Below are 13,125 nucleotides of genomic sequence, written 5' to 3'. Positions count from 1 at the left end.
GGTTTATCAGCACGTTATGCGCACACAAAAAGCATTTATCGTTGGGGAGTTAAGATGCTTTTGGCTGCTATTGTTCAACTGATGTTTTGGATTATCGGGGTCATCGCCCATAGCCAAAATTACCAACGCGTTTTTCAGGCAAACACCGTCAGAGATAAAAAAGTATTCTCTTATTTCTATCTGGGGCAGTTGATGATTGAATTTGATAAGCTACAAGAGCTCAATATTGACTATGAAAACTTGCCAACCCTGATGGAGCAGGAGTTGGCTAGAAAATGGTAAATTCTAGTTGTTCAAAAAATATCAGGGGATCACTCAGTCCGCGAAGGCGGGGGGTCTAGAAATGTTAAGATCAATAAGAAGTGGGGATAGAACAACTGCCAAAAGCACCTACTTACACAGTGATTTTTTCATACGAACAATACGTTGATAGGCCTCATTAATTCGTTGCTCTGAAATTTCACCTACTTGAACTTTCTGCTCAATAATATCAACGATTTCTTTAGGATCCTGAAATCGTTCTACCAACTGATTTCCAAATATCAACATATCCGCGCCAGCATTAATCGACAAAGTAAGCGCCTTAGCCAAACCATAGTGATTTGTAATGGCTTTCATCTGCAGATCATCGGTAATGACTAAGCCATCAAATTTTAATTCATGACGTAAAAGACCTGTAATCATCCTGGATGAAAGTGAGGCAGGAAGCCCGGTTGAATCCAGTTTTCTATTCACAATATGAGCAATCATCACCATACCACAATGCCTGGGTTGTTCTATTTGCTTTGCGAAAGGAATTAATTCTTGTGCAGTCCAGGTATCAGTTATATCAACAAAGCCCAGATGAGAGTCTTCCAAAGAACTCCCATGCCCGGGAAAATGTTTGTAAGCACATTGAATGTGATTCTCCAAAAATTGCGATGTAAATACTGAAGCATACTGCGACACCACTTCAGGAACTGGAGAAAAACTACGCTCTTTTTTCCCGATTACAGGATTATTGGGATTCACATCAACATCCAGGTCCGGAAAAAAATCCAAATTAATGCCTACTGATTTCATGGTCATGGCCATTAATTTTGCAATGGATTGAGCTTCAGCAAGTGACATAGTACCCATTTTTTTTGCGGAGGGAATATCGGGAAAACCATACAATGGACTCAATCGTATTATTTGACCACCTTCATAATCAACTGAAATAAATAGAGGCAGATGAACTCTATGATGTACTTGATTGGCTTTTTCAGTGAACTCTTGTAACTGCTGATTGAGCTTTTTCAGTTGTGCAGGGCTTTCAATATTTTTATCAAAATTCTGTGACTGTTGGTTATAATCAAACAGAATTACCCCACCAATATTATCTTGCTCTATTGATCGAACTATCGGTGACTGTGCATTGATCTCTTTCCCTTGAAATCCAAGTATCAACATTTGCCCTATTTTATCGCGAAGCGTTGGTTTTGCCGCATCCAAACAGGAAGTCGATAAGCCTAAAAAAACAGTAAGAACAATTCGGTAAATAATCAATTCATTTCTCTATATAGAAGCAACATCAATTACAATTCTGACTGAGCTGAAATCGCTTGCTGACAAAGAGTCCTTAATCCCAGGCTCATTTGTTTTAATACAGGTATTTGCTGCGCATTCAGTTGATACTCACTCGCCAGTTTAAGTGGATCAGTAAAACTAAGCCAGACTTGCCCAGAGGCATCCTGTGTTGCCATAATACGCAATGGTAAATCAAGAGCAAAAGCAGCATTGGCCTGCATCAGCGCAGTACCCTTGGCAGGATTGCCTATAATGATTACCTGAGTATCAGAAAGTAGCTGATTCGTCTGATGCGCTTCCAATGCATGATCAATACGAGCAAAGACAGTCCCTCCATTTTTTTTAATCAAGCTGGAAACGCGATCCAGTGTTTCTGATACGGAATAAGGACTTTGCACCGTTTCAGACCAGTCTGAACCCACGGGCGTCCCCAGCTTCGCATCAAATGAAGCCGCAATTTTTCGTGCTAAACTATCCAAATCCGGCAAATTACCCTTATTTGCCAATAGGGTAACACAAAGTAATTCTGAAGGATCTGTAAATCGACTTAAAAACGCAGAATAACCAGGAATGGCTCCCTTAATCTCCATCAATCCCTTATGCCCGGGGAAAAACCATCCCGCATTACCGGGCACCGAGTGATTATTAATTGTTGGAGCACTGTACAGGAAACTCCTATCAGCCGTGTCTTTAACTAAAATATCTCCCGCCAAGCCGATATCCCATAAGCTAATATCCTCAGCAGAGGCGATAATGCCGCTTGCAGCAAAAGTAGCAGACCAGGTTGGTGATGGAACTGCAACAAGGCCCTGTTCCGATTGACTGTATCCCACAGCGGCTTCAACCGGATCTATAAACACTGGTTTGTGGAGAAATGCGCTGTGTTTAAAAGGATTCGTTCCATTTGTTATCTCATTTGCTATGGATTGAGCATTGGAGATAAAAAAGGTATGTTTTAAGCCCAAACGTTCAATTTGATTCTTGGTCACATAATCCTGATAACTCATCCCACTGACTTGTTCGATGATCAAGCCCAATAAATAAGGGTTGGATGCACTGCTCCGCATCTGGGATCCTGGCTTGAACAGCAGCTCTTTATCACTGATTAAATTCAAAATGTCCCGGGTTTGATAGTTTTTGGCATAATTGAATCCGGTAGCTAAGGTATAGTCTGGCAGTCCTGAACTGTGCGTTAAAAGCTGTCTGATGGTTATAGGTTGCCAGCGATCCGGTATATTTGGAAGATACTTGCCCAGGGAAGTATCAAGCTGCACTTTCCCCTCCTCCTTCAATTGCATTATTGCAACTGCGGTATAGGCATTGGTTATCTGACCGATATTAAAAACAGTTCTCGTGGCAGCCAACCGCCTGCTATCGGTATCAACAAGGCCATATCCTACAACTCGAGTGATATATGGGGCTTGAACTATAGCCAAAGTTAATCCCGGTACATTATTTTCATCCATATACCGAATGATTAAATCATCGACTGATTGCCCCTGATAAACTGTATGAACATCACCTCGACCATTTCCCGCATGAGAAGTTACAGAATCCATAAGAACCCCTGTTAAAATGATCACTATTAAACATCCTTTTATCCAGTTAGTATCCACGGATGAATCCTTGTTTAATCATTTTATTATGTGTACTGATATTAAGATTAGAAGATAAATAAAAAACTTGCATAATGTTTTATTTCAGAGTGTTTTCATAACTGAAATTTCGACGCCCAGTAAACAATACAAGGGACGTCGTAACGAATGAAGTGAAGCAATACAGTATGTTAGCGAAGATTCGCTCTGTATTGCATAGCTTATGCTCGAAATAATTTGTTTTTATGCAATAAATGAATAGTGTTCACAGGACCTAGACTACCGCAAATAAAACCGCTGTCAGATAATTTCCTTCAGGAAAAGAAGCCAAAGTCGGATGGCAACTTGCCGGACCATATACACCGAGAATTCGCACCTGTTTACCTACGGCTCCAGCTTGTGCACTGACCAAGGAACAAAATTCCTGCGATGAAAGTGCTGACGAACAGTTGCAAGTCATTAACAGCGAACCTTCTTTCATATGCTTAAACACTTCCCTGTGCAGAAAACGATAATAATTCTTTGCTTTTTGCACGTGCCGTTGTGAAGGAACTAATTTTGGCGGATCCAGAACAACAATATCATACTCACCAGCCTTTACGAGATAATCACGCGCATCGGCCTCTATAAAATCAATAGTGCTAATGTCATTTAATTCGGCATTGTGTTTTGCCTGGTTGATTGCTTGAGCAGAACTATCAACAGCAGTTACTCGCGTAGCTCCTGCTTTGGCAGCATGCAAAGCAAAACCACCGGTGTAACTATAGAGATCCAAAAGAGATTTACCTCTGGATAACCCAGCTATGCGTTTATGATTCTCTCTTTGATCAATAAATAAACCGGTTTTTTGCGCATGAGCAAATTCAACTTGAAATTTAATCCCCTCTTCCAGTACTTCTGCTGTTTGCTTGATCTCCCGATCGTCAACGTTCTTCCAGCCATCTTGCGCTAATGGCTTATTTTGCGAAATCCATATCAGTTGATCATTTGGAAGCAATTCGTGAAGCACTTGAGAAATGAGTTCCTTATTCAATTCAACCCAATATGCAGAACTGGAAATGACTGTGATCTGATTGAATCGGTCGATAGTCAGTCCGGAAAGACCATCAGCCTCACTGTTGAATAATCGATAAGCTGTTGTCTGCTCACTGGGTAAATTTAAACTCTGTCTCACTCTTTGCGCCTGGAGGAGTCTGTGCGAAATGATTGATTTATAATTACTTTTATCGAATGGCTCATTTGCCAAGGCTAAAACTCGAACCCGGTATAAAGAATGCTCATTGTAAACGCCAACACCAATGTACTCTTCTTCTGCGCCATGGATCGCCACCAAGTGACCGGTAACCAGTTTGCCGATATTGCGGGCAATAGCCTTTGGAAAAATCCAGGGATGTCCTCGTAATACCGTATTTTGTTTTGTTGCTACTAAAAAAATTTTAGCACTCATCTCTATTTCCCACAGACCAAAAGTCGGCTAATCTACACTATTGAATGATATTTCTGCAATGGAGAGAAGAACAATTATGCTGCACTCTATAAAAAAGATATTCATCATCTTATGTTTATCAATTTTTAGTTCATTAACATCCGCAGCTCCCTGGTTTACTGGCCCCCTGCTTGCCCCTGCCGGGCATACCATACCTAAAGGTCACACGAACTTTGAAATTTATGGAATCGATGTATTTACCAATGGCTCCTACAATGCCGATGGTGATCTCATTCGCACCCCTCTCTTTAGATCATTTAATATCAATCCAATTCTTACTCATGGATATACTGACTGGCTGGATATTCAATTGACGGTTCCTTACACGTTCAATTCCACACGTGGGGTTCATTCGAATCACTTGGGAGACGTCTCCGTTGCAGCCGGATTTCAACTATTTGAACAAAAAGGCGCTCTTAATCGTATTGACACCCGTGTACTACTCCAGGAAACCATTCCAACAGGTCGATACGACAATCTCAATCCCGAACTTGCTGGTACGGATGCAACTGGGCTTGGCGCTTACCAAACACAATTGAATCTGGATCTACAGTATTTGCTCCCAGTCTTTAAAACTCATTATTTACGTACTCGATTTATCATTTCCCGAATCTTTGCCACAAGCGTTTATGTTGATGGACTTAGTAGTTTTGGTGGCACACCAACCACTCATGGAAGAATAAGGATCGGAGCTGAAACAGACTACGATCTCGCATTTGAATACACCCTAACGCAAAATTGGGTTGCAGTCATGGAAGGATACATTGCTAAGGGGCAAAATACTCGTTTTAACGGTATCCTCGACATTGGGAATGTAGGAAGTCCACCCACAAATGTCAATATAGGTAATGGTGCTTATATTGAAAAGGCACTGGCACCAGCTTTGGAATATAATTTTAACGCAAATGTAGGTATCATTGGTGGTGTATGGTTTCCTGTCAGTGGGAAAAACACGTCTCACTTCATGACCTATATGTTAGCACTCAATGCATTTTGGTAATCAATAAAGGCTAATACGACTATGGAAAAAAAAAATAAATTCTCATATGGGCTTACGCTGGGAGCATTGGGTGTCGTATACGGCGATATAGGCACCAGCCCTTTATATGCCTTAAAAGTAACTTTAGCTAATCTTCCTATAACCCAGTCTGCTGTTTTAGGGGTTTTATCTTTGATATTTTGGTGTCTTATCATCATTATTTCATACAAATACCTGATTATTGTATTTCGTGCGGATAATGATGGGGAGGGAGGAATTCTTGCTCTGTTAGCTCTTATGAAGCATAAAAGCACCAAGTACGAACCGTTATTCTATATTGTAGCCATCTTTGGAGCAGGGCTTTTATTGGGTGATGGCATGCTCACTCCTGCGATTTCCGTTATCAGTGCGGTTGAAGGTCTGGGAACTTTATCACAGACCTTTACTCCGTACATTTTACCTACAGCCTGTATTTTGCTTATCCTACTATTTATGATCCAATCTCGAGGCACGGAAAGCATAGGCTATCTCTTTGGTCCCTTCATTCTTATCTGGTTTCTTACTATAGCGATACTTGGCATAGTTCAAATCATCAAACTGCCTTTGGTTCTTGAAGCGATAAATCCATACTATGGCATTTCGTTTTTATATCATGAAGGATTACGAGGCTACTTATTACTAGGTGGAATCTTCCTGGTTATGACTGGAGGAGAAGCACTTTTTGCTGACATTGGGCATTTTGGTAAAAAACCCATAAGAGCCAGTTGGTTTCTTGTAGTTCTACCCTGTCTGCTGCTTAATTATTTTGGCCAAGGCGCTAATTTATTATCCCATCCCGAATCGATAAGCAACCCATTTTACATGATTGCTCCGAGCTGGTTTTATTTACCATTAATTATCATTGCCACTTTCGCCACCATCATTGCTTCCCAGGCTGTCATTTCAGCCACCTTTTCATTAACCAAACAAGCCGTATTATTAAGTTTGTGCCCACGTATACCCATCATACAAACGTCCCGAAAACATTCAGGGCAAATTTACGTGCCGCAAATCAATTTCATTCTCTTTGTAGGTACCCTGTTTTTTGCTCTGACATTCAGGACTTCAGACAATTTGGCACATGCATACGGTATTGCCGTCAATATTGATATGCTTTTGGTCGATGCGATGGTCGCTTATGCAGCCATATCCATCTGGAACTGGTCTAAACTAAAAGTGGCATTAATTTTTGGCTTATTCATTGCGGTGGATTTCGCATTTTTGGGTGCTAACTTCCATAAATTCTTTACAGGAGGCTGGGTACCGGTCATTTTTGCCTTATTCATCGCCTTTATCATGTACACTTGGAAGTATGGACTAGAGTATTTAAGAAACAACTTCTATCTTAATAAAGAAGATATTTCAAAAATATTAAAACAGCTTCAATATAAAAGCCTGAACCAACTACCGGGTGTGACTGCAATTTTCATCACAGACGTTTATGATAAAAGCGGAGGAAGCTTTCTTCATTTTTTAAAACTCAGCAGATCAGTGCCTGAAAACGTGCTGATTGTTAATTATGTCGTTGAAAATATTCCCTACGTTCATTACAGCCAACGTTATGAAATTGCCTGCCTTGACGAACGAGTGTGTAAACTGACCTTACATTATGGTTTTATGGAAACTATTTCACTGCCTCGAGCTTTAGAAAAAGCCAGTGAAAAAAATTTTCTGCCGTTCAAATTAAATATTGATCACGCCACCTATATGGTTGAAATCCCAAATGTAATGGCTTCAAAAGCCAAAAAATCGCTAACATTCTATACTCAGGAGCGATTGTTTTCCTTCCTAATGCGCAATTATTCAGCAAATTTGAATATCGAATTTTTCAAATTGCCCTACAACCGAACTATTGCTATTGGGACGTACTGTATTTTATAAACTGTTTCAACAGATCAGTTATTCCCTTCATCCAGTGCGCTTGTTGATCAGGATTCAGATCGCAGCGTGCACTATTTCATGGTAAAATTTCATTTTTATTTAAAGGATATAACATGTGGTTTAATAATGCTCTTATATATCAATACGAATTGGATGAAGCAACTGATTTAAATGCTTCTTTAGCTGAAGAAATTCTAAAACCATGTCCTCCTCATGCACGATTTATATACGGATGGCTACCTGCATTGGGAGATGAGATGGTTCATGAAGTTGCTGGTTGTGCACTCATTTGCATGGGCAAAGAAGAGCGTATATTACCTCGTGGGGTAATTAACAAAATGCTTGAAGAAAAAATTCAAATGATCGAAATACAGCACGGCCGTACAGTAAAACGGGCTGAAAAATCTCAAATTGCAGAAGATCTGGAATTTGAATTACTTCCCAAGTCATTTTGTGTCCAAAAAAGATTGCCAGCTATTCTTGATACGGTCAGTAAACGCATCATCGTTAATGCATCAAGTAATAATCAAGCCTCTCAGCTTACCTCACTTTTGAGAAAATCAGTTGCAGGCATTACTATTGAGCCCCTTACTCATACCGAAAATCTGGCAGTACGATTTGCAGAATGGATTCATTCACCTGAAACCTTACCAGAAGATTTTAAGTTAGCTTCTGACTGTTTGCTGTTTTCCCTGGATGATGAAAAAAAACGAATACATTGTAAGGGATATGAATTACCTGCTGAGGAAATATTAACTTTGCTCTCGCAGGGAATGGCGACAGCTGAAATTTCATTAATATGGAAAGAAAGAATTCAATTCACACTAACTCATGATTTTACTTTTAAAAAACTGAAAAGCCTTGACTATCTGATTGATGATTTTAATGAAATCAGAGAACTTGATGAAGAATACCAACGCCAGGACGCAGCGTTAACGTTATTGGGCGGTGAGTTAAGAGAGCTGACTAATGATCTTCTCAAAGCCTTGCTTCCTTCGTCTACATCATTGGCTTCAGTAAGCACCGAAGAAGAAGCAGCAGAAGAAGCTTTAGTTTAATTGAGCCATAATTTATTCTAATCAATACCCTATCTAAACAAACCGGGTTCGAGCATCGCTTCCACCCGGGTTTACCTCCCAGTAGAGCCAAAGCCCTGAGAAAATCTATCTTTAGTTCAGGTAGTCAATGTCTTTATTATTCAATTAGAAGGAGTCCCGGAGGGGAACTCTTCATTCCCCTCCGGTCAAATTATGATGCGACCCGCACCATATTGGACGTATGATATGTGGCTTGGTAAACCGCCATTGCGTCTTCAGCGGCCTTATTAAGTCCTAAAGCCATGTTGGCATCGTACATAATCACCAGAGCTTGTTGAGCACTTGGAGCCTGTGGATAGGTCTTTACCAGGTAATTGGCGCGCTCTATAGCGGCAACATACATTTTACGTTTGAAGTAATATTGAGACACATTAAGTTCATGTTGAGCGAACATATTGCGTAAATAAACCATGCGCTGTAAGGCATTCGCTTTATATTTACTGTTGGGGAACTTTTGAATTAATGTCGCAAAATCTAGGAAAGCCTGGGTTTGCGTACCCGGATCACGCCATGACTCATCCATAGGTAATACTTTGGCAAAAACACCCCTGGTCTGCTGGAAGTTAGCTAAACCTCTCATGTAATAGGCATAATCAACATTTTTAGCCCGCGGGTACAGATGAATGAAACGCTCGGCAGTTGCAGCGGCAGATGGATAATCCTCATTTTGATAATAAGCATAAATTAAATCCATTTGGGATTGCTCTGTATAATCACTAAACGGATACATGGATTCCATCGCTTCAAGCTGTTTCGATGCTGTCGCGTATTCCTTCTTTTGTAAGGATTTTTGTGAAGCGGAATAAAGCTGTTTTGCGGTCATTCCTTTGTATGGATTTTTTTCTTCGTCATCTTTATTCCATTTGGCACAAGAGGACAAAGCAACGATAAGACTGACGAGGAACACTATTTGAAATCGTTTCATAAACTACACCTATTTTTTGTATCTGTTGTATTCAACAACAGTGACAGGAAATTTTGGGACATTATACCTATGACGTACTCATTTGCGAACACTCTCTTGCTGATTCTTTAATTAAAATATCAAGAGCATAAAACAGATGTACTTTTATCATTCCAATTAGCCAAAGTACAATAAAAATTTCAAAAACCATTTGCAAATCATCGAGCGTTAGGATAGTATTCTTGGCTGTCGGAGAGGTGGCAGAGCGGTCGAATGCGGCGGTCTTGAAAACCGTTGAAGGGCAACCTTCCCAGGGTTCGAATCCCTGCCTCTCCGCCAAGTCTTGATACTCATTTCTTGAAATTAAATTAATCCCATCAAATACCTTTTGAAAGAATATACTTAGAACGTCATTAAAAACAACACTCATAAACCTATAATACGAAGCAGATTTCGATTTCGTCTTTACGCGACGTGTTTCCGAATTTTATACACATCTCCGGGATATCACCCCAGCTTTTTTACTGGATCAACTATGTCTCAGTTAAGCCTGGTTGCTTGCAACTGTTTCTTGGTCACAAATATTGAATCTTGGAGAAAAGTCAGATTTAAAAGCTTGAGAAACCATGATCCTGTTTGCGAGCAAACAGGCTACAATTCCGCGGTTAATGCCTGAGAGATCCACTGATTTGCACTGCCAGCCTGTTGTCAACAGCCTTGTAAATTCAGAGCCTAACGCAAGATCATATCTTAATTGAATTTACAGACTCGGTCTCCTATTCAGGAACGCGCGCGCTGAGCTCTGCATGATCTATTCTTGGGAATGAGCTTTCCTTAGCTCAATGAGTCATCCTCAGTGTTCGGGATTAAACTATTTCTCCCGTTTTTTTATACACTTCATCAATAGCTTTCAAGGACTCTAACAGTTGTTTCATTTTTGCTAAAGGCCAACTATTCGGTCCATCACTCAAAGCTTTATCAGGATCAGGATGTGTTTCCATAAAAATACCGGAAATCCCGGCTGCTACAGCAGCCCTGGCTAAAACGGGGATAAACTCTCTCTGCCCGCCTGAAACGCCATTATTTCCTCCTGGCAATTGTACAGAATGAGTCGCATCATAAACTACAGGGCAACCTGTTTCTCGCATGATTGCCAAAGATCTCATATCTGAAACCAGATTATTATAACCAAAACTGACCCCGCGTTCGCAGGCCATAATCAATTCATTGCCTTCAGCTTTAGCCTTTGCAATGACATGTTTCATTTCCCAAGGCGCCAGAAATTGTCCTTTTTTAATATTCACAGGCTTATTCAATGCAGCAACCCTCTGTATAAAGTTGGTTTGTCGGCATAAAAAAGCAGGCGTCTGCAAAACATCAACAACACTGGACACTTCAAGTAAAGGAGTGTCCTCATGAACATCCGTCAACACCGGCACGCCAATTTGAGATTTTACCTTTTCAAGGATCAACAACCCTTTTTCAAAACCAGGCCCTCTATAACTCGAAATCGAGGATCGGTTTGCTTTATCAAATGAAGATTTATAGATAAAAGGAATTGTGAGTTGATTGCACATTTCCTTTAAATATCCGGCTGTTTCCAAAGCCAATTCTTCGCTTTCAATAACACAAGGACCAGCGATTAAAAATAATGGTTTATCAATACCTACTTCAAATCCACAAAGTTTCATGCAAGTTCCTTTTCTTGATGTATTTTTCGAGCTGCAAGTACAAACTGTTTAAACAGAGGATGACTCTCTCTGGGGTTTGACGTAAATTCAGGGTGAAATTGACAGGCCAGAAACCAGGGGTGATCGGCTAACTCAACCATCTCCACAAGAGAACCATCAGCGGATCGCCCTGAAATAATCAAACCATGCTGTACTAAATCATGTACATAGCGATTATTCACTTCGTATCGATGACGATGCCGTTCTATAATTTGCGACTTATCATACACTCTACGAGCTAAAGTTCCTTCTTCCAATTGGCATAATTGAGCTCCAAGCCGCATTGTTCCACCCAGTTCGGTGTCTTCAGAGCGAACTTGTCTGCTGCCATCAGCATCCATCCATTCACTAATCAAGCCTAAAACCGGATAAGGAGTTTCTTTATTAAATTCCGTAGAATTTGCACCAGCCCAACCAACAACATTTCGGGCAAACTCAATCACTGCAGTTTGCATCCCCAGACAAATGCCCAGGAAAGGAATTCTTTGTTCACGAGCATATTGGATGGCTTTAATTTTTCCTTCAACACCCCGCTCTCCAAAACCACCAGGAACAAGTATTGCGTCCATTCCTTCAAGCAATGTTGTACCGTGTTTTTCGATCAGTTCCGCATCCAGATAAATGATGTCTACTTTTGTTTGCGTATGAATTCCGGCATGAAGAAGTGCTTCATTAATTGATTTATAAGCATCATTCAATTCAGTGTATTTACCTACCATGGCAATTTTTACCGTCATGGTCTGAATGGCCTGCATACCCACAACACGCTGCCACTCACTTAAATCAGCAGGATTAACGGTCAGACCTAATTTTTTGACTACAATTTCATCCAATCCCTGTTCATGTAAAATCATCGGAATTTGATAAATACTTTTGGCATCCTCGAGCGCGATGACCCCTTCCTTTTCGACATTTGTAAACAATGCAATCTTGGCACGATCGGACGAAGAAATGGCCTTCTCTGAACGGCAAATTAAAATGTCAGGCTGTATACCAATTGATCGCAATTCTTTTACTGAGTGCTGGGTCGGTTTGGTTTTGGTTTCACCTGAAGTTGCGATATACGGCACTAAAGTGAGATGAATAAACAATGCTCGTTGAGCACCTAATTCAATACGCATTTGCCGGATGGCTTCAAGAAATGGCAGTGATTCAATATCACCAACCGTACCCCCAATTTCAACCATCGCCACATCAAACCCATCTGCACCGAGTTTGATACATCGCTTGATTTCATTGGTTATGTGGGGAATTACCTGAACCGTTCCTCCAAGATAATCGCCCTTTCTTTCTTTTTTAATCACATTTTCGTAAATTTTTCCGGTCGTAAAATTATTACGTTTTGTCATAGTCGTTTTAACAAAACGTTCATAATGACCCAGATCAAGATCAGTTTCTGCACCATCATTAGTAACAAAAACCTCTCCATGTTGGAATGGACTCATAGTGCCAGGGTCTACATTGATGTATGGATCAAGTTTTATGAGAGTAACACTAAGACCTCGAGCCTCAAGAATGGCTGCGAGAGATGCGGCTGCAATACCCTTCCCTAAAGAAGAGACAACTCCGCCGGTAATAAAAATATAATTTGTCATTTTTGACCCCGTTCAAAATGCCGAATCCACCAAATTGGCGCTAAATTAAATTTGCATGTAAACGGGATTTAATTCTACCAAAATGAGACTATAAATAACACAAATTTAATAAAATTATTCTCTGGGCTTCAGGATCGCTTGATAATGACCTGACTCAAGCGATTAAAATCCGGATCAATAAATACACTAACTACCCTATAAAAGCTTAACAGGGTCATCATTTAGAGCGTAGTGATTGTTGTCCTGAAAAGATAATTGTTCCTGAACACCG

The 13,125-nt window shown here is 40.4% G+C and carries 9 protein-coding genes, 1 tRNA gene and 1 pseudogene; 5 read left to right on the top strand and 6 right to left on the bottom strand.

Features of this window, described 5'->3' with window-relative positions; all coding sequences use genetic code 11:
- Positions 1 to 282, top strand: a pseudogene (locus G543_RS0113805) (hypothetical protein); the annotation flags it as partial.
- 108 nt (positions 283 to 390) lie between these two features.
- Here G543_RS0113805 and G543_RS0113800 read toward each other — a convergent pair.
- The 3 genes from G543_RS0113800 to G543_RS0113790 form a co-directional block, all read right to left on the bottom strand.
- A complete protein-coding gene (locus G543_RS0113800; protein WP_115343526.1) occupies positions 391 to 1,527 on the bottom strand; it encodes a glycoside hydrolase family 3 protein in 1,137 nt (378 codons plus the stop codon).
- Between the two features lie 29 nt (positions 1,528 to 1,556).
- Positions 1,557 to 3,164, bottom strand: a complete 1,608-nt coding sequence (locus tag G543_RS0113795; protein WP_238584697.1) for a serine hydrolase — start codon at positions 3,162 to 3,164, stop codon at positions 1,557 to 1,559.
- 253 nt (positions 3,165 to 3,417) lie between these two features.
- On the bottom strand, positions 3,418 to 4,590 hold the full coding sequence (locus G543_RS0113790) for a class I SAM-dependent rRNA methyltransferase (RefSeq protein ID WP_028385038.1): 1,173 nt from the start codon (positions 4,588 to 4,590) through the stop codon (positions 3,418 to 3,420).
- A 76-nt stretch (positions 4,591 to 4,666) separates the two neighbouring features.
- On the opposite strand from G543_RS0113790, the gene G543_RS0113785 reads away from it, so the two are divergent.
- The 3 genes from G543_RS0113785 to G543_RS0113775 all read left to right on the top strand — a co-directional run bounded on the left by G543_RS0113785 (position 4,667) and on the right by G543_RS0113775 (position 8,586).
- Positions 4,667 to 5,629, top strand: coding sequence for a hypothetical protein (locus G543_RS0113785; protein WP_051190720.1), 963 nt, complete (start codon positions 4,667 to 4,669; stop codon positions 5,627 to 5,629).
- A gap of 21 nt (positions 5,630 to 5,650) precedes the next feature.
- Positions 5,651 to 7,528 carry a potassium transporter Kup gene (locus G543_RS0113780; protein ID WP_035922354.1) on the top strand — a complete coding sequence of 626 codons (1,878 nt, stop codon included), beginning with the start codon at positions 5,651 to 5,653 and terminating at the stop codon, positions 7,526 to 7,528.
- Positions 7,529 to 7,641: 113 nt separating this feature from the next.
- A complete protein-coding gene (locus G543_RS0113775) occupies positions 7,642 to 8,586 on the top strand; it encodes a recombination-associated protein RdgC (RefSeq protein WP_028385035.1) in 945 nt (314 codons plus the stop codon).
- A gap of 190 nt (positions 8,587 to 8,776) precedes the next feature.
- On the opposite strand, the gene G543_RS0113770 is transcribed toward G543_RS0113775, so the two are convergent.
- Positions 8,777 to 9,550 (bottom strand): outer membrane protein assembly factor BamD, encoded by a 774-nt coding sequence (locus tag G543_RS0113770; RefSeq protein ID WP_028385034.1) that lies wholly within the window; start codon positions 9,548 to 9,550, stop codon positions 8,777 to 8,779.
- A 230-nt stretch (positions 9,551 to 9,780) separates the two neighbouring features.
- On the opposite strand from G543_RS0113770, the gene G543_RS0113765 reads away from it, so the two are divergent.
- Positions 9,781 to 9,868: transfer RNA gene (locus tag G543_RS0113765), tRNA-Ser, on the top strand.
- A 527-nt stretch (positions 9,869 to 10,395) separates the two neighbouring features.
- On the opposite strand, the gene kdsA is transcribed toward G543_RS0113765, so the two are convergent.
- Positions 10,396 to 11,220 (bottom strand): 3-deoxy-8-phosphooctulonate synthase, encoded by an 825-nt coding sequence (gene kdsA / locus G543_RS0113755; RefSeq protein WP_028385033.1) that lies wholly within the window; start codon positions 11,218 to 11,220, stop codon positions 10,396 to 10,398.
- Entirely contained in the window at positions 11,217 to 12,854 is a 1,638-nt protein-coding gene (gene pyrG / locus G543_RS0113750) for a CTP synthase (RefSeq protein WP_028385032.1), read from the bottom strand. Before pyrG ends, kdsA begins: the two co-directional genes overlap by 4 nt.
- Between the last annotated feature and the right edge of the window lie 271 nt (positions 12,855 to 13,125).

The organism is Legionella moravica DSM 19234, from assembly GCF_000423305.1.
In the GTDB taxonomy this organism is placed as follows: domain Bacteria; phylum Pseudomonadota; class Gammaproteobacteria; order Legionellales; family Legionellaceae; genus Legionella; species Legionella moravica.
Note: the sequence above shows the minus strand (reverse complement) of the source record. Positions and strands in the feature narration are given on the sequence as shown.

Excerpts from the sequence above, each read along its gene's own strand:
- G543_RS0113790 (WP_028385038.1), bottom strand. The coding sequence starts at position 4,590 with ATGAGTGCTAAAATTTTTTTAGTAGCAACAAAACAAAATACGGTATTA.
- G543_RS0113785 (WP_051190720.1), top strand. The coding sequence starts at position 4,667 with ATGCTGCACTCTATAAAAAAGATATTCATCATCTTATGTTTATCAATT.
- G543_RS0113780 (WP_035922354.1), top strand. The coding sequence starts at position 5,651 with ATGGAAAAAAAAAATAAATTCTCATATGGGCTTACGCTGGGAGCATTG.
- G543_RS0113775 (WP_028385035.1), top strand. The coding sequence starts at position 7,642 with ATGTGGTTTAATAATGCTCTTATATATCAATACGAATTGGATGAAGCA.
- G543_RS0113770 (WP_028385034.1), bottom strand. The coding sequence starts at position 9,550 with ATGAAACGATTTCAAATAGTGTTCCTCGTCAGTCTTATCGTTGCTTTG.
- kdsA (WP_028385033.1), bottom strand. The coding sequence starts at position 11,220 with ATGAAACTTTGTGGATTTGAAGTAGGTATTGATAAACCATTATTTTTA.
- pyrG (WP_028385032.1), bottom strand. The coding sequence starts at position 12,854 with ATGACAAATTATATTTTTATTACCGGCGGAGTTGTCTCTTCTTTAGGG.